Source organism: Pseudomonas mediterranea CFBP 5447 (genome assembly GCF_000774145.1).
GTDB classification, from domain to species: Bacteria; Pseudomonadota; Gammaproteobacteria; order Pseudomonadales; family Pseudomonadaceae; genus Aquipseudomonas; species Aquipseudomonas mediterranea.
Map to the genome: position 1 here is coordinate 81,815 of NZ_KN322961.1, position 17,771 is coordinate 99,585.

The 17,771-nt window shown below is 58.4% G+C and carries 21 protein-coding genes; all 21 read right to left on the minus strand.

Going from position 1 to position 17,771, the window contains the following annotated elements; all coding sequences use genetic code 11:
* Positions 1 to 3: 3 nt before the first annotated feature.
* The gene (locus N005_RS27730; RefSeq protein WP_052126342.1) at positions 4 to 378 is read right to left on the minus strand and encodes a hypothetical protein; all 375 of its coding nucleotides are present in this window, start codon (positions 376 to 378) and stop codon (positions 4 to 6) included.
* The gene (locus N005_RS01175) at positions 375 to 1,715 is read right to left on the minus strand and encodes a pyocin knob domain-containing protein (RefSeq protein ID WP_047698646.1); all 1,341 of its coding nucleotides are present in this window, start codon (positions 1,713 to 1,715) and stop codon (positions 375 to 377) included. Before N005_RS01175 ends, N005_RS27730 begins: the two co-directional genes overlap by 4 nt.
* Entirely contained in the window at positions 1,712 to 2,050 is a 339-nt protein-coding gene (locus N005_RS01180) for a phage tail protein (protein WP_047698648.1), read from the minus strand. The genes N005_RS01175 and N005_RS01180 overlap by 4 nt, the downstream gene beginning before the upstream one ends.
* Before the next feature lie 42 nt (positions 2,051 to 2,092).
* Entirely contained in the window at positions 2,093 to 5,719 is a 3,627-nt protein-coding gene (locus N005_RS01185) for a phage tail tape measure protein (protein ID WP_081993198.1), read from the minus strand.
* A 26-nt stretch (positions 5,720 to 5,745) separates the two neighbouring features.
* Positions 5,746 to 6,048 (minus strand): DUF1799 domain-containing protein, encoded by a 303-nt coding sequence (locus tag N005_RS01190; RefSeq protein WP_047698649.1) that lies wholly within the window; start codon positions 6,046 to 6,048, stop codon positions 5,746 to 5,748.
* A gap of 17 nt (positions 6,049 to 6,065) precedes the next feature.
* Positions 6,066 to 6,455 carry a phage tail assembly chaperone gene (locus N005_RS01195; RefSeq protein WP_047698651.1) on the minus strand — a complete coding sequence of 130 codons (390 nt, stop codon included), beginning with the start codon at positions 6,453 to 6,455 and terminating at the stop codon, positions 6,066 to 6,068.
* 3 nt (positions 6,456 to 6,458) lie between these two features.
* A complete protein-coding gene (locus N005_RS01200) occupies positions 6,459 to 7,112 on the minus strand; it encodes a phage tail protein (RefSeq protein WP_047698653.1) in 654 nt (217 codons plus the stop codon).
* A gap of 70 nt (positions 7,113 to 7,182) precedes the next feature.
* Positions 7,183 to 7,602 (minus strand): phage tail terminator-like protein, encoded by a 420-nt coding sequence (locus N005_RS01205; protein ID WP_047698655.1) that lies wholly within the window; start codon positions 7,600 to 7,602, stop codon positions 7,183 to 7,185.
* On the minus strand, positions 7,599 to 8,174 hold the full coding sequence (locus N005_RS01210; RefSeq protein WP_047698656.1) for a hypothetical protein: 576 nt from the start codon (positions 8,172 to 8,174) through the stop codon (positions 7,599 to 7,601). Before N005_RS01210 ends, N005_RS01205 begins: the two co-directional genes overlap by 4 nt.
* The gene (locus N005_RS01215; RefSeq protein WP_047698658.1) at positions 8,171 to 8,563 is read right to left on the minus strand and encodes a hypothetical protein; all 393 of its coding nucleotides are present in this window, start codon (positions 8,561 to 8,563) and stop codon (positions 8,171 to 8,173) included. Before N005_RS01215 ends, N005_RS01210 begins: the two co-directional genes overlap by 4 nt.
* 338 nt (positions 8,564 to 8,901) lie before the next feature.
* Entirely contained in the window at positions 8,902 to 9,396 is a 495-nt protein-coding gene (locus N005_RS01225) for a DnaT-like ssDNA-binding protein (RefSeq protein WP_047698662.1), read from the minus strand.
* A gap of 4 nt (positions 9,397 to 9,400) precedes the next feature.
* Entirely contained in the window at positions 9,401 to 9,799 is a 399-nt protein-coding gene (locus N005_RS29515; RefSeq protein ID WP_047698663.1) for a HeH/LEM domain-containing protein, read from the minus strand.
* Positions 9,800 to 9,849: 50 nt separating this feature from the next.
* On the minus strand, positions 9,850 to 10,830 hold the full coding sequence (locus N005_RS01235) for a major capsid protein (RefSeq protein WP_047698665.1): 981 nt from the start codon (positions 10,828 to 10,830) through the stop codon (positions 9,850 to 9,852).
* Between the two features lie 108 nt (positions 10,831 to 10,938).
* Positions 10,939 to 11,724, minus strand: a complete 786-nt coding sequence (locus N005_RS01240; RefSeq protein WP_047698668.1) for a DUF6651 domain-containing protein — start codon at positions 11,722 to 11,724, stop codon at positions 10,939 to 10,941.
* 128 nt (positions 11,725 to 11,852) lie between these two features.
* The gene (locus N005_RS01245) at positions 11,853 to 12,101 is read right to left on the minus strand and encodes a hypothetical protein (RefSeq protein ID WP_047698670.1); all 249 of its coding nucleotides are present in this window, start codon (positions 12,099 to 12,101) and stop codon (positions 11,853 to 11,855) included.
* A 288-nt stretch (positions 12,102 to 12,389) separates the two neighbouring features.
* Positions 12,390 to 13,502, minus strand: a complete 1,113-nt coding sequence (locus N005_RS01255) for a phage Mu F like family protein (protein ID WP_047698674.1) — start codon at positions 13,500 to 13,502, stop codon at positions 12,390 to 12,392.
* Positions 13,503 to 14,879: a DUF4055 domain-containing protein gene (locus N005_RS01260; RefSeq protein WP_047698675.1), complete on the minus strand. Its 1,377-nt coding sequence runs from the start codon at positions 14,877 to 14,879 to the stop codon at positions 13,503 to 13,505. It abuts the gene before it with no gap.
* Between the two features lie 2 nt (positions 14,880 to 14,881).
* On the minus strand, positions 14,882 to 16,195 hold the full coding sequence (locus N005_RS01265) for a phage terminase large subunit family protein (protein ID WP_047698677.1): 1,314 nt from the start codon (positions 16,193 to 16,195) through the stop codon (positions 14,882 to 14,884).
* Positions 16,170 to 16,646, minus strand: coding sequence for a DUF2280 domain-containing protein (locus tag N005_RS01270; protein WP_047698679.1), 477 nt, complete (start codon positions 16,644 to 16,646; stop codon positions 16,170 to 16,172). The genes N005_RS01265 and N005_RS01270 overlap by 26 nt, the downstream gene beginning before the upstream one ends.
* Before the next feature lie 31 nt (positions 16,647 to 16,677).
* The gene (locus tag N005_RS01275; RefSeq protein WP_047698681.1) at positions 16,678 to 17,301 is read right to left on the minus strand and encodes a putative metallopeptidase; all 624 of its coding nucleotides are present in this window, start codon (positions 17,299 to 17,301) and stop codon (positions 16,678 to 16,680) included.
* 50 nt (positions 17,302 to 17,351) lie between these two features.
* A complete protein-coding gene (locus tag N005_RS01280; protein ID WP_144402601.1) occupies positions 17,352 to 17,666 on the minus strand; it encodes a hypothetical protein in 315 nt (104 codons plus the stop codon).
* Positions 17,667 to 17,771: the final 105 nt, after the last annotated feature.

A 17,771-nucleotide genomic window follows, 5' to 3' on the forward strand; every position in this document is an offset into this window, starting at 1 on the left:
GGATCAGGTCGGTTTGACCGGTCGCTTGGTGGTGTCAGGGAAATCCGTATTTGCCTCATTCCACGCCCGAAGCGCGATGCGGTAGTCTCGCCATTGGCGAGAGGTTCCAGGCAAAGCCGAAGGGTCTTCGTCCTCTAGCATCACCAGCTGCTCGGCGATGACGACCATCTCCTCCTCCACCCAAGAAGCCTCGCGTGCGGCGGCGATACGCTGTCGGGTTGTCTCAGAGATAACCCACCTCCCTGTATCAGACGCCGTGTAGAGCAAGGTATCTTCGCCATCAGGGCGCTGGCTGATCATCTGAATCCAACCGTCCGGACAATCCCCGCCGACCTGTTGAAAATTGCTTCCGACCTCAGCATAAACACTCAATGTCATGCGTGTACCCTCCATACTTTTAAGCGACAAGTAGCAGAGGACAGCCCTGTGGCTGTCTGTCCGAAGGGGTCACCACTGGCATTCGACGTATAACTAACTCGCGTCGCCCCCGTTTGAACAACCAAAGTGTTCAAATCCAATTGCGAACCCTTGGTCCCATAGCCACCCGAACTGTAGAACCAGCCCGCATCGCCCCACTTACCTCCTATCAGGATTTCGGCGAGTACAATCACTTCATGGCCAGGAAACGGGTTGGCTACGGTATATCGACTGTTGATGGTGATGGTGGCGGGGGCAGCTTCCGTTCCGCCATTCGGATAGGCATATGCAAAACCAACCGTTGCGTCAGTAATCGTCAATCTCCAGTCGCTCCAGACAGCTACGTATCTTGATCTCACATACTGTTCACCGGTGTTGTACACGGTGTAGGTCTGAGTAGTGATAGCGCTCCCGAGCTGGACGCTCACAAGGGATCCTGCAGCTGCAACCGGGTAATTCAGAGCAAGAGTCGCGTTAGCGTTAGCCTGCTGCATATAAAATCCGGTAGCTTGAATGTTATTCAAGTCAGTTCCGGTAGGAAGATTTATTGCCGAGTTTATACCTAGCGCCGTTTGAGCAGCAGCAAGCGATTTGGCCCCTGTCCCACCTTGAGCAATCGATAGAGCCGTAGTTAATCCGGACAAGGAGGTGATATCTCCGTTGGCACCATTCGTAGCTTTATTGCCCAGCGCCGTTACTGCATCGGTGATCTGCCGCTGTAACTTTCCTAGGGCGCCAAGAATGCTATCGGCCGCAGCGATTGCAGAAGGGTTGGTAGTGACGAGCCCTGTAAGAACACTCGCAATGGTTCTGGCGTTGGTCCAATACTTGTTGACCGTGCCTTCCGGCACCGCGTCCGTAGAGCCTGGTGAAGCGGAGAGCTGGATGTACTGGGAACCGCTCCAACGGTACTGACTGTTGGCGTTGATGGTGACGTAGATCTTGCCCGTCTCGCCTGTGACAGGAAATGCGGCGGCGCTGGCGAACTCCAGCACGTCGTCCACATAACTCGGCAACTGGCTGGCCGGCACGACACCGCTGCTGTCCAGGGTCGCCACTCCATCTGGCTGCCCCTTCTGGGTTGCTGGAATAGCGGCGTCAGCCTTAGCCTGGGCTCTGCTCGCTTGAGCACCTGCATCGGCCGCACTGCCTGCTGCGGCGTCTGCTGTCGCCTGTGCCGTAAGGGTGCGCTGGTCCAGTTCGGCGAAATTGGCATTGATAACCTGACCGCCAGAACGCAGATTCTGTCCAGCGCCGTCATTCTCAGAGGCGCCAAGGTTAAGTGAGACAATGCTCATGGATGGAAGGCCTGTTCGAAAGTTGCAGTCAGAATGTAGGCGTTTCCGCCGGCGTGCTTAGGCTGGTATTCGCGGCAGCGGATCAGTAAGGACTCACCGAAGGGCTCAGTCCAACTGAAGGCCGCAGCGCCCTTGTGCGCGTCGAGAAACGCCTTGATTTGAGCGATCCGAGACTTGGGGCCGGTAAACGTCAACGGCCACGACTGGGTTTTGTTGTTGATTCCGTCCTCCGCAACCTGCTCGTAGCCGTCACCGAACTTTGCAGACTTGACGCGAAAGCTCACGGTCCCGGAAGGCCCCTTGTCGGGAGCCCAGGTAAAGGTTTCCATTGCCAAATGCCTCCCTGAAAAAGAAAACCCCGCCGAAGCGGGGATTGATTACCGGCCATTGATGGCTTGCCAGATCTGGCCGCCCGGGCGCAGATCTCTTGCAATTTGCTCCTGCGCGCCCTGCTTCGCTGCCCTGGCGTACGCTTGGGCAACGGCCTGGCTGGTGGATGTATCAGTGCCACCACCGGTCTGTCCTTCCGGTACCGCGAAGCTCTGCTGAATCACCACCTGGTTGTTACTGGAGCCGTTCCCGCCACCAACAGCCATGACGCCAAGCTTTCCGCCAGCAGTGCGGGTCAGGGGCATGATCGCCTCCTCCCCTGCCTCGCCCATTACGCCGATGTCACCACCGGCCATGCCAAACGCGGTCGGCTTGTTGACGATGGAGTTGGTAAATGCCGCGCCGTTGGCGAATAGCTGCACGCCACCCGACCAGACGCCACCCTTGGCCTGAAGGCTGCCAGGGGTGAATCCGGACAGGTCGCCGGAATACCCGGCCTGGGTAGAGCCGGCAGATGTCGCCCCGCCGCCGAAGTACGAACCGGCAGCAGAAGCGGCAAGGCCGAACAGCGAACTGAGGGCAGAGGAAGCTGCTGCCCGGGTTGCGATCCGAGCCATGTCCGCCAAGATTGATTTCGCAAAGTCAGCAAACGACAGTTTCCCGGTCATGGCGAAGTTGACGAGCGCATCCTCCATGGAGCCGAAAGCGTTGGTGAACAGGCTTTTGGTTTGCCCGGCCACGTCCCGCGCCGACTCCAAGTAGTTTTGCCAAGCTGAGGACGCACCCGCGCTCCAACTACCTTGAGCAGCCGACATGTCGTCATAGTTGGCCCGGACGGTGTCGTGCAGGTCCTGCTGCGTGGCCTTCAGTGCGTTCAGCTTCTGAGTGTATTCATCAAGGCTCATGCCTCTCGAACCATCGCCATACTGGTTCGCCAGCTCCAGCTTCTGCTGATCGAACCGGTCGTCGATGCCATTCTGCTGATTCACCAGATCACGCTGGCGGTCCCCCATGCCCAGGCCCGCCGCCGCCCGCCGGCCCTGCTCGCGCAGAGTTTCGACTTGCTGCTGCAGCGCCCCCCTATAGGTATCGACTGCCAGGGTTTGCTTTTTCAGCCGGCCTTCTTCGTTCGTTGCGAGAACGTTCAGCTCGGTATCGGCATCCTGCTGAGCCTTGACCATCGCGGCTCGGGCGTCAGCGATCTTCTGGTCCAACTGGATGCTTTGCGCGGCAGTCGTGGTCTTCCTCTCCTTGGCTTCCTGCAGCGCGGTGATCTCCGCCTGGTAGGCAGCAGTCACCTCGTCGCGTTCATTGCCGATCAGCGCCTCACGCTTCAGCAGGTAGTCGGCCTGTGAAACCAGCCCAGCTTTCTGGGCAGCATCCAGTTCCTTCTGGGTGTTTTTGTACTCATCGAGGATTGCAACGAGCTGATTCTTCGAGCCGTTGAATGCAGTCAGGTCAACGGATGCGGAGGCGGTTTTCGGATCTTTGTTCTGATCGTCAATCGCCTTGCGGAGCTGGTCATACGCACCACCTGAGAACCGTTTTCCATCAAACTCAACCCCGTCCAGCAGCGGAGATTTCTGGCGGGTTTTCTCGGCGTTCTCATAGAGTTTGGCGAACTGATCATTGAGCTTTTTGTAAGCATCCTGACGCTTCGCGAGCGGACTCAGGTTATCCATTTGTCTGTCCAGTTCTCTCTGGACTTCGATCAGCTCCTTGTTCGCCCGAGTCTCTTCACTGACTGCAGCGGCGTTGCTCTCGCTTGCGGCCTGCCGTGCTTTCAATGCGGCAAGTCTAGCCTCCAAGGCCGCGGTAGAGTCGTCATTCTCGCCATCGTCCAAACCCAAGAATGAGTTGAGCGAACTGAGGCCATTCGACACTGCCCCCGCCACGCCCCCCCTATTGCGCGTGTCCAGCACCCGCTGGGTGATTTCGATCTGCTTCGCCAGGTCTGGAAAAATCTCCGAACGAACTTCGGAGTAGGCTCCTTTGATTGCCTCCTTGACCCGGTCCCAATCCCGCTCGATATCGGAGAGCGATTCACGGTAGTTCTTCAGCCTCTCCTGCGCCGATTGGTTCAGGTTTTCACTGAGCGTATCCAGCGCACGTTGGTGGTCGCCCTGCTCGTCAATAGCTTTGATGGTTTGATATTGCTCATAGGTCAGCAGCCCATACTGGTCGCTGATCTTCGCCGCTGCGTCAGTCGCCGTGTCACCGGCATTGGCGAGTGATTTTGCGATATCCCCCGCACCCTTCCCTGTCACCTCGCCGATTGCCGCAGCGGCTTCAGCAAGGTTTCGCATTTGGATGCCACTGGTTGCCGCGCCAGAAGCCAATGCGACCACCGCCTCGCGAGCACCCGCCAAGTTGCCGGTAAGTACACCGGCCGAGTCGCTCATCAGCTTCAAGCTGGCAATGCTTTGGCCCGCGTCATTCGAGCCACCATTAATGGCTACGTTGAACTCCCTGGCCTGCTTCACTGCATCGAGGTAGGCGTATCCCAGGCCACCGATTACCCCGGCCAGCAGTCCAGCGGGAATCAACGCCGCTGCAAGGCTCTTCGCCGAAGCTCCCGCGCCCGCGCCAAGCTGCGCGACAGCCCTTGCACCACTGCCCCAATCACCAGACTGCAGCGCGTTGGTCAACTGCATCACGTTTTCTTGAGCCTGGCGGGTGCCGAGCTTCAACTTGTCGAACGCGGTTTCCGTTGCAGTGAGGCCGGACCGATCCTTACCGATCTTTGCCAGCCTGTCCGCATATGTTTCCGCGTCAATTCCGCCGGATTTTTGGAGGTCGTTAAGCGCTTTCTCCTGCGCTTCCAGCTTGGCCAGCTTTGCCACCAGCGGGTCGATTCCGTTGACCGTGCGCTTCAGCGCTTCGACTTGCCGGTTCTCTGCATCAATCAGACGCTGCTTTTGCGCCGTCTCCTTGGCTTCGGCCTTCTCGATCTGGTCGTAAGCCTTCCCAAGCTTTACTTGATATGTCTCCTGATCCTCCGCAGTGACCAGGCCACCCTTGCGCGCCTTTTCCAGCAGGCCCTCGGCCCGGATCAGCGACTCCATGTTGTCGATGTTGCCGCTCATGGCTTTATCGAGCTGGCGGATTATTGCGATTTCGTTAGAAGCCCCGGCGACCATCCCTCTGCTGCTTTCCGCATAGGCGGAGCCCAGGCCCTTGGTGGAGGACAGCACGCCTTGCTGTGCTTCTGAAAGACCTGTGGCGGCTGATGCGAGGTTCCGCTGGGACTCGCCCGCGGTAACCGCAGCCTCTGCCAGCGCGATAATGCTTTTCCTGGAGACATCGGCAGTTGTACCAGCCGACTTTTGAGCATCACCAATCCCAGCGAGCGCGTTAAACGATTGCTCGATCTTCTGCTGGTAGGCCGTGAAAGCCTCAGCGCCGATGAGCCCCGCACTTCTCGCCTCTGCGAGCTTCTGCTCCCGATTGGCGAGGTCGTTTAACTTTTTGGTCAGTGGATCAATCTTGCCCAGAAGCGCATCCAGGTCCTGGCGCTGTCTTTTGGCCGAATTGCCGGCTTTTTCAAAGCCCTGGGAAACGCTCTCCGCTGCCTTCTCAGCCCTGCCTCCGGCATCGACAACCTTTTCCAGGTCGGTGGTAGCCTTCGCAACGTCCGACGTATCAATGCTTATGCCGAGCGATGCAATGTCCATTGGCTCACCTTGAATAAGTGCCCGCTCTACGGGCTTGTTTCTCTTGCCTCTGCCATAACAGCGATCGCCTCGACCTCCATCACCTGAAGATCCGGGAATATCTCTGCGATCTGCTTTTTCTTGATGCCAATGAATCTGGCTACGTCGCGGATGGACGTGTAATCAAGACCCGTCGGGCCGGATGCGCCCATTCGCCACTGGGTAGACAAAGCATTGAACAGGCGGAAGGCCGGCCAGTTATCCGGCCAGACCTCGACATCACGCACCAGGTCATCAGCGGACAGACCAAACATCAGCATCTGCGAAGGTGGTGCGCTCGGCTCGTACATGAAGCGCACCACGTCGATCAGTTTCCCAAGCGGGCCGGCTCGAATGCTTCCCGGTACGCCTTGAGAATCGCATCGGCTACACCGGGATAGGTCGCCACCAGTTCATAGATGGCTTCGTGGCTGAGTTGTTCATCAAACCCCCAGCCTACAACCACATCCCGTACTTGATCGGTCTCGCGTGTAATGGAGGCATCGGTGATCTCGGCATACGTCACAGCCTCGCCCTTCTCTTTGATGACATCGAAATCAGCCTTGTTTCGCTGAATCCATGCATCAGTCAGCTCGGCCAGTTCCTTGCGGGTGCGAGACTTGAATTCGAATTCGACCTCAGTCGCAGCATCCCCTAAACGGGGAATGCTGACCCTTGCCGAGAACGTTGGGGCCTGTGCAATCTTGATTCCGGCCATGATTTACACCGTCCCGACATAGCGAGTGGGTTCGGACTGAAGCGCCAAACTCACCGTGCGGGTAAGCAGGTTGCTGCGCGACACGGCCGGCTGTTTGGAGAACGACGTGTAGGTGCCGTACAGCAGCATGTCACTGCCTGGAAGGTTCAGGCGAGCTGCCTCGACCCGTTTGCGAGCATCGGCGGCGAGCAGAACGGCATTGAAGGCTTGAGCCGGATCATCAGCGATGGTCAGCGTCATGCTGGCAGCAGCCTTGTCTGTTGGGATCTGCTTGCCCTGGTCGTTCTCCAGAAAGACCACGTCCAGATAGTTCTGATCGCCGCCGGCGAAGGCCAGGTCTGTGACCTGTGGAATCTGCACCCAGGTCATGATCTTCTTCATCGTGCCTGCGCCGCCGCCGACCGGGTAGATCTCGGTGTCGGTGGTATCGATCCCCTCCAGGGTGATTGCGGTATCGGTAGCGGCTTTGATGCGCACAACCTTGCTGTCCAGCTTGCTCCAACCGGAGGTCAACAGGACGATATCGCCGGCGTAGAGATCGGCGTCGACGACAGTAGCGACTGCTTCTGTCGCGTTGGTGACGGCCGTGAATGCCAGCGGCGCGGCATAAGTTGCGGCGTGCTGGAAAGTGCCGCCGTTAGGAATTTTGTAGCCCATTGGGTGTTTCCTCTTCTCAGAAATGACAAAACCCGCTCAACGGCGGGTTGTAGGGTTGCCCAATGGGCGTTTAGAAAGTGTCTGCGCGGTACTGGAAGGACAGCGGCAAGGTGCTGGTCGTGTCGCCCTGGATAGGCGCTGCACTGGACATCGGTGAGCGGACGAAAACAGAGAAGCCCGCCTTCGTCAGTTCCAAATTATTCGGGTAGAGGTTCTGTATCTCTTCAGCAATCACCCCAGCCGGGCCCCGGCCCAGCCCGGCTTTTGTCACAACGCTGACCTGGAACACACCACGGTATCCGACATGCTTGCCTTCCAGGTCCTGGCTGTCAGTGTTGGCCGGCATCAAGTACGCCCGAAGGTAGGTATCGTCACTCGCCGGCGGCGTGAAAGCCCGGTCCTCGTAGGCTATTTGCAAAGCCGGCGCTCGAGCTGCAGCCCATGCGCCCAGCCGAGACTCGAACAGTTGCCGAATCTTCAGATCACTCATTCGGGTAGCTCCGTAATGGCGCGGTTCACAAACGCCTGAAATTCCGTCACCGAAATCCGAACCATGCCCGCGGGGGCCTGGGTGGACCAGCCCTCATACTCGAGACGGTGACCGTAGGGCAGGTTGTTGATCAGCCAGATACTGCCGACTCCGAGGCTGAAGGTTTGAATGGTTGCAGTGCCCTGTCTTTTGGACAGAGAGCCGCTAGGGTCGATTTGCTCAAGAGTGCCCTCCTTGGCGGTTTCGAAAGACACCTGCCAGTTGCCACGGAACCGTCCGCCCACATAATTTTTGCCCGTGGACAGATCCATGCCGTCCTTGATCAGTCGTCCGGGTTTGACCCGGCCATTCGTGGCTAGGTTTTCGGTATTGGCCCTGATCGCCGCGTTGAGCCGGCTCACCTCGTTGTTGTATTGCACGGCCACGGCGTTCGAGGCCCATAGCTCAGGGTTACCGACCGGTGACCGATCAACCACGGCAGCCAGCAGGTCGATGGAAACCTTCTTGACCACCTGCTCTGCATTCCCTTTGGCCTTTTCTACGAACTCCTTGAGGTCGAGGCTGAAGCTCATTTGCGGGCCTGCACGTAGAAGCCGACTGCCAGACCGGCATAGTCCATCGGGTCGACGCTGTTGATGGTGTAAGTCTCACCGTCGAACAGGACGATGTCTTGAGTCGTCGGCCTCGGCATATCGTCTCCGTTCAGCAACACCGGGGAAATCATTATCTTGAAGTCGCCGTGCTTGATCAGGGTGCCGTCGATATCCTTCAGTGCGTAGCTTTCCCTGAAACCAGATCCTTCGTAGTCGATGGTCGCCCCGCCAGTGCTTCCCGAAGTCTCAGGGTCGTATTCGCCTTCCGTGGTGCGGCGCAGGATGAGCTCCAACCCCTTGCCGCCCCTAGATCGGGGAGCAAGGTTTCTCGCGACAGTAGCCTTGGCGCGATCATAAATATCAGGCATAAAAGAACCTCGACAGGTGAAACATAGGGCCAAGGAATGAGGACAACTGATCAGCACATCGAGGCAATCGGAAAGGCTATAGCCAGATTGGTTGAGGCCGTGGTCGAAGACGCAGATTTGTGGTCACCCAGCCTTGGGCTGCGAGACGCTTTGCACGCGCCTTTTCAAGGCACTACCGCTTCAGCCTTCGGCGCTGCTTTCGTATCCCGCTACGTCAAACCCGGCGAGTTCCCAAACGACAACTCCTGGCAGGCTATCGAGAGGCTGCTGGAGGAGCTGGAGACCGGTGGACATATGCTGGCATTTTGCGAGCAACACCTTGTTCGCGATCTGGGCCTTTAGCTACGCAGCAGAGCAACCTGACTCGATGACTCCAAAAAGCCGGTGAACTGCGCATATGACTGCCGGCTTGCGGCCGGCTTGCTTACATTCGCGCTCGCTACGGCGAAAGTGGTACTGATCGGTCCTACGGTCTCCGAGACGATTGCCCCAGTCTTCGTGTTTGGATCGACCAAATCATCGGCATGAATCTCGGTTGCCAGCGCAAGCTGACCTGCCTTGATCTGTGCCGGAATCTCGTCGGAGGGAGCGATCCACTGCCCCCGTTTAACGCGTGCCCTGGGCCAGGCAAGAGCCTGATGCGGACTCACCTCGTAGCCTTTCCAGGGCATGGAACTCATTTCCAACGCTGCCCGGCGCAGTAGCTCCTCCTGCGCGACTTCATCCACTGGTACGGTCTTGCCGAAGTTCGCGGCATAGGTGACCAGTTCGGCTGCGGTCGCAAAGCTGTCAGCACCTGGCACCACTTGGCCTGTCTCGATCACCAATGCCATAGCGTTACTCCGCTTCGTCCAGCAATTTCTGCAGATCCGGTTTGGAGGCGCTTGCCAAGTAAGCAATGCCCTTAGCATCCAGCGCTGCCTTCAGATCATCGACCTTCAGGCCATCAGAGGGCTTCTTCGCTGACTCCTTGACCCGCTCCCGCACCAACGATTCGTCGCCGTCAGTGAACAGCTCACCGAAATGAGTGCGCATGTGCTTTACCACGTACTCGGGATTGGTGTGATCGCCCGGAAGTGCAGACAAGGCGGAATCCAACTCCTCGCGTGTAGGGGAGATGGTTTCGATCTGGGCGCCCGTGGGTTGGAACCGGGAGTCAATGATCCGCAGGCCCTGGCCGCGCAGTTCGGCTTTCCGCTCCGGCAGCACCGGATGCGGCTCGTAATGAATTTCCATGATGATCTCCTGAGGAAAGAGGCGACCCAGCAGGGCCGCCAATATCGGCTTTAGGCCTGGCCGATCGCCATAACACCAGCAGTGTGCTTGATGCTGGTAGCAACCTTGTCCCAGTTGGCACCAGTACCCAGCGCGGCGTCAGACGGAGAAGCACCGCCGTTGGCGATATCCCAGGCGTAGCCGCGCAGTCCCACGCCGAAGCTGTAGTCGATCTGCAGCGTGGTTTCGATGCGGTCCTTCCCGTTGCTGGTATCGATGTTCGAGATCAAGTCCCGGGCATCGTGGACAGTAGCTGCGCCCTGAGTGAGTGACAGCACACGGCGTTTGGCAGGAGCCGCAGGGGTGGTCGTTGCGGCGCTGTAGAGTGCCGGGGCATCAGTAACGACGATCAGGCGACCCAGGATGTCCACCACCTGCACACTACCAGCCAGAAACAGGCGCTCGGCGTTGGCGAGGTTCTGGCCGATGAAGCCGTGGAACTGCGCACCATCCATGACCTGGGCGATCAGTTGGCTGGAGCTATCGCCGAACAGGGCGTGACTGTCGTTGACCGAGATGTAATCCAGCTTTTTCGAGCCGGATACGTCCACAACTGCCGCGGCACCTTGATTACCGATGGCTGCTGCCAGAGAGGCGATAGCGGTATTGAGCTGGTCCTGCAGCAGCGACTCAGCAAAGAAGCGGGAAGCCACTTCAACGCCTTCAGCAGTCGGCTTGCGCAGCCAGGTCATTTGCGATGGCTCATAGCGTACCGGACCAAAACCGCCTGCAACTTTCACCGTGTTGTGGCTGAGTTGGGTGAGATCAACCGAAGCGACGGCGCCATTCGCACTGTTGCGGTTAACACGACGGCGCGCACCGGCCAGGCTGGCGTAGAAGCTGGTTTGCAGGAAATCGCCACTGAAACCTTCAGTGGTCAGCAAAATAGCGCCGCCGCTCGCAGCATTGAAGCGATCCACCATCTGCGCCAGCGTCTCGATAGTCGCGGGCATGAAGTAGGTGTTGAACACCTCCATATCGGAAAGTGCCATGTGGTATTACCCCTTTTTTGGTATTGCCCGGACGGGCGGATTTTAAGGAAAGTCGGGGTATCCACCCCATAGCGCCGCACCCCATCCGGGATTACAGCCTTCCTCCGATCAGCCGTTGGACAGATCGGGAAATTGCGAGCTGATCGCGGCAAGACGCTCTTCACGCGACCCGCCGAAATTGCCTTGAGTTTTGCCAGGTACAACCTTGTTGCCGTTCTGGCCTGCGCCGCTGCCCGACTGATTATTCCCCTTCAAGATTTGATCCTTATAGGGGTACTGATCGACCAAGGTTTCCAGAGCTTCATCGAAGTCGGCCAGTTCTCCAGCGCGGGAGCGGCTGTAAATTTTGTTGCCGGCTTGGTCGTAGGCCACGACCTTGCCGTCCTCGAATTTGAAGGATTGGCCGAAACGGGCCTGGACCAGGTCTGCTGGAATGGAAAACTTCTCACCGATCAACTTGGAGCGATTGAAGTTGCCGCCGATGACCTCTCCATAGAGTTGGCTCTGCACCTTCTCCAGATCGGCGGTGAGGGCCTTCTCACGCTCAGTCGAAGCCTTTGCTGCAGCAGCTACCTGCTCTTCCGCCGCTCGCTTGGCGGCCGCCTTGATCTCTTCAACCTTGCCGACGGTAACCAGATCGCCGTCTTTCAGATTCTTCACCGTTTCCAGGGCCTTGAGTGCTGCCGCTGCATCCTCGATACCTTCGAAAGACTTGGCGCGTGCCTCGGCCTGCTCCTTCGCCTCGCGGTGGCCCTGAGCTTCTCGGTTCAGCGCAGAAATCTTGCTGACGGCGGATTGCGCATCGAAGGGCGCTTCTTTGCCATCATCGTAGACGTAGACCGGCTGGCCGTTCTGTACAACCACGTTGCCGTTTTCGTCGAGTTTGAGTTTCATCTGTATGTCTCCGGGCATCCGCCCATTTGGTAGGCCATCCGGCCCGGTGCGGCGCTATCCATCCGGAATCGCGCCCATAAAAAAGCCCCGGCGGATGCCAGGGCTTGATGTAATTAAAAACGTGAAGGCTAGTTGTGAACGGTAGCCATGATTTTGTAGCCGCCGTCTGGGTACCCATCGGACCTTACGGTTCGCTTGGGAAAGCGGGCTTTCAACCATGCCACGAATTGGTCGCGAATCTCTGATCCCACAGATATCTGCTCAGGCTTATCCAACACAAAGGAAAATGTCTGAACCGCTTTATTTGGTTCTCGCTCCTCTCTGTCTTCAACTGCCTGCTTCAACACTTCAAGCGTGGAGCTAATAACGTCAGACATCGCCACCTCCATATCAAGGGGATGGACTCTAAGGCTCAAGTCAGCTCAAGACAACCCTCTCGCCTTGGAGCAGGCAACCAACGCATATCAGGGTCTTCGTCCCCCCAGCAGGCTTGCCGCTCTTGATCATTACGCCAATCTTCGTTTCGATCACCTCTCGCCCTCCGCATCGATGACACTGAAGCATCTCCGCCGGCTTTGGCATGGCTCGCACGCGCTTGCGTACCTGCTCCGCCGGAGTGTCCGGGGCTGGCGTGCCTTGGATGAGGTGAAGGCGGGGTTTCTCGGTCATGCTGCCATCTTAGCGAATGTCGCTGCGTCCCGCTCACGCAACTGCTCCAAAGTGAGGAACGTACCATTCGGGGAGTAGAACTCTTCGAGCTTCATGCCGTCGCGCATCATCTTGGCCCGGACAGGGCCCAGCACCTGCTCCTGGCGTTCCGCCGACTGTCGGCCCAGCCATTCGGCATAGGTCGTATCTGCCGGCACCTGGCCGTCCATACTGGCCCGCTGCTGCTGTGTCATCTCATCTACCGGAATGCCAAGTTCACGCCAGGACCTGGTCCGCGGCGTTGAGGTCGACCTGCAGTTGAAGTGAATCCGGCCAGGCCCTTCGAGCCAGGGCACCTTGTGACCAATTGGGCGATGGGTGCCAACCTCGTAGGGAAGCTTGTCCCGGATGCGGCAGTCCTTGGAGGTTTTGGTATCCAGGGTGCTGGTCCAATCCTCCGACGCGATCAGATCGCTGTTTGCAGCGTTGAAGTTCTCCCGGGCCACGGCCGCGGTATGGCTGACTGCCGTGCGCACGATTGAAGCCAGGTCCTGCCGTGGACGCTCCAAGAAGCCATCGGCGTAGTTGTTCGCCCTGCTGCCCCGGATACTGCGCACGATCTGGTCAGTGGTCTTGCCCTCCAGATAACCGATGCGGACTGCATTGCGAATCTTCGCCATCCGGCCCGCTGCAATCTCCTTGCCCCAGTTGCGCAGCAAACGTCCCTGAAAGGGCCTCGCCATAGCGGCCGCATAGATTTGCTCCGCACCGATGCTGACGATTGGGAAGCGGACCAGAACCGGCTCAGGCACCGTCGCCTTGAACAGATCCTGCTGCCAATCCATTTCGTATCCGGCGAAACCCTTCAGCTCGGTTTCGAGCAGCTCCATGACCTGGGCATACGCAGCCTCGTTGACCGCACGGACCTCATCCAGCAGCCCTTCCAGGCGCTCCACCGTGAACGACTCGGCCGGCATTCGCTCCAGGGCTTCGGCCAGTGCGGCCGTCAGGCTGGCATCGGACCGATTCAGCAAAGCGATGATGCGGCGCACTACGCCCAGCTTGTACTTGTCGAGGTCTACGGCGTGCGCCAGGCCCTCGTCCCGCAGTGTCTCGTTGACCGTTGCCATTTACAGCACCCCGAGTGCTGGCCCCTGGTCAGTGATCCGTTGCTTTTCCTCCTCCCAGTTCAAGTCGTCGGAAACGACGCCACGGCGCTGGAATTCGGAGAACAGGGTCTGATCCGAAAGACGACCCTGCGATGCCATATTGAGCAGCAGAGGCAGGGTTGTTTCAGGGGCGAAATCCACATCGAAATTACCATTGAGCTGGACGTGCCCGCCCTCTGGCTGATTGGTCCATGCCGCGAAGAACTGCAACACCTGGTCGATCATGTCCTCGAAAGATCCAGCCATGGTCTGTAGCGGGCTCATTTCCTGAGCGGCTTCGTCCTCGGCCTGGGTGGCGGTCTTGGTTGCCTGCTTGTCCTTCTGAAGCAGCTTCGCTCCGGCCAGGCGCATGTCATCGACCAGATCCTGCAAGGCTGTTCGCCCTGCTCCGATGGCCGCTCCCGTGTGCTCCACCCACTTCATGTCGCCATCCTTCGGCAACTTGGTAGCGGTGCTGGTGCCGACCTTCAACTCGAAGGCAGCGTCATCGATGCCGATGATCGCCAACATGGGCACCCGGGCGACATGCAGGATGTTGTCCTGATCGCTCTGCGACTGCCAGTGCTTCACCGCCAGATGGGCCAGCTCGAGCAGAGGTGGTGTGGCGGTCATGAAGCCGGTACGCTTCGTGTAGAACGTCGCCAGGGCGATCATATCCAGGCTTGTCGTGCCCTGGTCATGCAGCGCCCATTCCTTACCGCCCTTCTGGCTATCGCGCTCGCGGTAGGTTGCCCAGGCGCCAGGTATCAGCACTCGAATCTGCAAGATTGGCTTCACGCCGAACAGACCGTCATCCTCTTCGATGCACTCCATGTAGCGGAACTGCGTCAGGACCTGGCCGCCATTCTTTGAAGCAGACCGCCAGCCCAGGACCTGATCGGGCCGGATCATAACGGCGTATGGGCGAACCCCGGCAGCCTTATCGTCTGCCCGAGTAATAAGCCCTTCAGCTTTTGGGTAGTCCACCAGCACATGGCAAAGGCCGTGGGACAGCCCGACAGAGAACACCGTCTGAGCCCAAACCTGCAGATTGTTGCCCTGACGGTCGATGTCTTCGGTGTAAACCTGGATCGATTCCGGGATATCGTCGCTCAGCACAATCGGCTCGGCGAACACCCGACCGGTCATGTTCTGCACCGTCTCGCTGTACGCTGGTAGCAAGGTCGAGCTGTTGAGGCGATCCCTGTAAGCGTCGTCTTCCTCCTTGGGCCACTTGGGCAGGAATTTCTTGCCGGCGGCCCGCATCGCCTTGGTCCCGCCCATCAGCGCATCGACGATCTCCCAGTCCTGGCGCATGGCATCCACGGCCGGCAGTGTTTTGCTTGGGTCATCGCTCATATTTACATTCTCAGAGATTCGCTGGAGGCGGTTCGGATCTTGATTGGGTACCGCTTGGCAATGAAGTAGCCGGGGGCATCGACCAGGTGGTCATAGCCGGCCTTCTTGTCGGGCTCGCCCTTGTCGTTGTAGACCTGCCGTTCAAGGCATTGGGTGTACTTGGGGCACTGGTCAACGTTCACCCGGTACCGGCGCTCGCCGTATGTGTTGGCGAACATCGCGCACATGGCGTTGACCCGGTCCTTCACCGCGGGGTTGGTCGAGTCCACCACTACGGTGAAGCCGGCCTTTCTCAGCAGTGACAGGTCGGACTCGCTGGCGCTCTTGCTGCTGGTGTTCTGGCCGCTGGCGTCCGGGTAGATGGCAATACTGTGATCAGGGAAGCGAAGCTTGATCTTCTCGATCATCTCGGGCGTGTCACGCACATCGAAAAACTCACTGAGAGCCAATGGCAAATCGTCACGAATGACATGCACCACTGCCGCCATCTTCATGACGTTGAAGTCCATGCCGATGTGCAGCGCCTCACCGCGCTTGATCGTCTCGCTGGTGCGGTTCGCCTCACGGTTGAATGTGTAGTAGACGACCCCTTGATAATTCTCGAAGCTGGCCTCGTACTCCTGCCTGAACGTCCGCGGGTCCATCTTGCGACGGGCAGCGTCGAGTTCATCAGCGGGAACGTTGCCGCCGTCGAGCGAGGTATAGAGCCAGCTCTTGTGGTCCGGCTCATGGCCTGGCCGCCCGTCTTGGTAGGTGTCGTAGCAGTGATTGAAGCCTTTCGGCGTACCGATGCGCAGCGCATGGCCGCCCTTCCGCATCCCGATACCTGGAATCGTGTACTGACAGGTGGACAGCATCGGCCGCAGGACTTCCTCCCAGGCCTCCCACGGGCAGTCGGCCCATTCGTCCACCAGGACAAAGAACAGACCCGAGCCGCGCAGGTTGTCGTAGTTGTCCAGCCCCACCACGCGCATGACATGACCAGACTTCAGCGTAATCGAGCATTCCGTCTCGTTCGGGCGGTACGCTCGCCATGCTTCGGGAATGGCCTGCTTCAGTCGCCGCCAGAACACACGCTTGGCCTGCTTGAAGGTCGGCGCCCCATACCAGATCTCGTCCTCAACGCTCACGCCCCACTCAGCAGCCAGTCGCGCAGCGCGGCGCATCTCCGCCTTACCCAGGAACGTCTTGCCGAATCGTCGGCCACACACCGCATCACGGAAACGCGCTTCAGGCTGGAAGCCCCAGCAATAAATGTTCGCCTGTTTCGGCGTCAGCTTTACCGGTGGCTCATAGGTACGGGGTAGTCGGAACATTATCGTCTGGCTCCAGCGTGTACTCAGCAACTGCGTGCTGCTGGTCCGCCTGGGAGCCCAGGGGTTTTTCAGGTTCGAGGCGGCGATTCACGTAGACATCACCCACCTCTTTGGCGGCCTGCTCGAGGATCTGCATGGCCAAGGCGATGTTCTTCATCGTCTCGGCCTTCTCCACGAACCGGTTCATGGCGCGGAGGCGATAGGCGCGGTTTGCGATCGGGATCTCTGCCGTTTCTTCACGGAACCGCTTGCGGGCATCCTCAAACATCGTCACCCAGCGCTTGGCCAAGCCTTTCCCGGATGTCTTCGTGGGGTCGTGTGTCTCAACCTGCTGGCGAGTCACCGTGATTCCGTATTCCTTTTGGACGGCTTCAACAACCTGTGAAGGCGTGTCGAAGCACGCCAAGGCCTGAACGATAAAGGCCTTCACGTCGTTTTGAAGGGCTGCCATAGATTTTCATCCGTCCAGAGCCTGTCCAGAATCAGGCCGACTTGAGCAGACAGGTTCCGCAGGCCCTCGCAATGTTCAATTTCCCCACCTCGGCAGGACTGTTTGCAGCATCCACCAACGCTTGAACGTCAGGGCTCGCACCATAGCGGCGGACCACGCCGACGAACTCCTCGACGTCGTGTCCGCGCATCTCAAGCTTGGGCAAACCGTCCTGTGTGAACTTGGGTGCGCCGTACTGATCCTTCGCCTGGGCGATGTGGTACAGCTCATGTTCGACCAGCGCGCAGAAGTCAGCGTCGGAGCACTCGGCACAGTAGTCAGCAGCCAGGGTGATGATGTAGGCCGGCACATCGCCGAACCAATCACGCATCTGTTGCTCCATCCGGGCCTTCTGCCAACCGCCAGCTCGGAATGCTAGCTGCTCGGCCTGGCCCACCACCGTCCTACCCTTCTTCGTGAAGGCGGCAGACGCCCACATCACACGAATGTTCGCATCGATCAGATGGGCATGCTCTTCGTTGTGGATGCTACCGGTTTCGGCGAGGATCTCGGCTTGGAGCCACTCCCAGACTTCGGGAGCTGGGATAACGCTAGACGGGGAGTTGTCGCTATCACTCAACAAGCCAAGGCTTTTTGGTGGCATTGGCCTTTTCATGGTGATTACCTACCAGGGAGGGTCTGGTCCTCGAGGAGTAAACGTTGTCATCAGACGAAATTGACGGTCGTCAGTTGAATACCGGATTCACCCAGAAGGTCCACGACCTCTTGGCCGGTCAGCATTTCACACGATACTTCAATGTTGACTGACATTATTTCGTCGTCAATTTTGTTCTTCAGTACGGTTAATCCGTAGGTCAGTGCCTGGTCCTTCGAGGTGAACGTTAAAATCTGACCGGGTACAAACCAACCGTCTCGAATGAATTGGACAGTGGTTCGCTCGGACCAGATGGGACGAGACAAATAGATGGACGTGTTGTGCGATGCCGTATTGAAACGGATGGATTGTGTTGTGATGTTCACTTTCATACCTTTTTGTTTAGCCAGGATTGGCATAGGTATTTAGTGGGCGACTACTACCAAAATCGCAAAAAAAGGCCATTTCATTGAAAAATTAACGAGTTATTT

Bases quoted from the DNA above. Each gene is read 5' to 3' on its own strand.
- N005_RS27730 (WP_052126342.1), bottom strand. From the start codon at position 378: ATGACATTGAGTGTTTATGCTGAGGTCGGAAGCAATTTTCAACAGGTC.
- N005_RS01175 (WP_047698646.1), bottom strand. From the start codon at position 1,715: ATGAGCATTGTCTCACTTAACCTTGGCGCCTCTGAGAATGACGGCGCT.
- N005_RS01185 (WP_081993198.1), bottom strand. From the start codon at position 5,719: ATGGACATTGCATCGCTCGGCATAAGCATTGATACGTCGGACGTTGCG.
- N005_RS01190 (WP_047698649.1), bottom strand. From the start codon at position 6,048: ATGTACGAGCCGAGCGCACCACCTTCGCAGATGCTGATGTTTGGTCTG.
- N005_RS01195 (WP_047698651.1), bottom strand. From the start codon at position 6,455: ATGGCCGGAATCAAGATTGCACAGGCCCCAACGTTCTCGGCAAGGGTC.
- N005_RS01200 (WP_047698653.1), bottom strand. From the start codon at position 7,112: ATGGGCTACAAAATTCCTAACGGCGGCACTTTCCAGCACGCCGCAACT.
- N005_RS01205 (WP_047698655.1), bottom strand. From the start codon at position 7,602: ATGAGTGATCTGAAGATTCGGCAACTGTTCGAGTCTCGGCTGGGCGCA.
- N005_RS01210 (WP_047698656.1), bottom strand. From the start codon at position 8,174: ATGAGCTTCAGCCTCGACCTCAAGGAGTTCGTAGAAAAGGCCAAAGGG.
- N005_RS01215 (WP_047698658.1), bottom strand. From the start codon at position 8,563: ATGCCTGATATTTATGATCGCGCCAAGGCTACTGTCGCGAGAAACCTT.
- N005_RS01225 (WP_047698662.1), bottom strand. From the start codon at position 9,396: ATGGCATTGGTGATCGAGACAGGCCAAGTGGTGCCAGGTGCTGACAGC.
- N005_RS29515 (WP_047698663.1), bottom strand. From the start codon at position 9,799: ATGGAAATTCATTACGAGCCGCATCCGGTGCTGCCGGAGCGGAAAGCC.
- N005_RS01235 (WP_047698665.1), bottom strand. From the start codon at position 10,830: ATGGCACTTTCCGATATGGAGGTGTTCAACACCTACTTCATGCCCGCG.
- N005_RS01240 (WP_047698668.1), bottom strand. From the start codon at position 11,724: ATGAAACTCAAACTCGACGAAAACGGCAACGTGGTTGTACAGAACGGC.
- N005_RS01245 (WP_047698670.1), bottom strand. From the start codon at position 12,101: ATGTCTGACGTTATTAGCTCCACGCTTGAAGTGTTGAAGCAGGCAGTT.
- N005_RS01255 (WP_047698674.1), bottom strand. From the start codon at position 13,502: ATGGCAACGGTCAACGAGACACTGCGGGACGAGGGCCTGGCGCACGCC.
- N005_RS01260 (WP_047698675.1), bottom strand. From the start codon at position 14,879: ATGAGCGATGACCCAAGCAAAACACTGCCGGCCGTGGATGCCATGCGC.
- N005_RS01265 (WP_047698677.1), bottom strand. From the start codon at position 16,195: ATGTTCCGACTACCCCGTACCTATGAGCCACCGGTAAAGCTGACGCCG.
- N005_RS01270 (WP_047698679.1), bottom strand. From the start codon at position 16,646: ATGGCAGCCCTTCAAAACGACGTGAAGGCCTTTATCGTTCAGGCCTTG.
- N005_RS01275 (WP_047698681.1), bottom strand. From the start codon at position 17,301: ATGAAAAGGCCAATGCCACCAAAAAGCCTTGGCTTGTTGAGTGATAGC.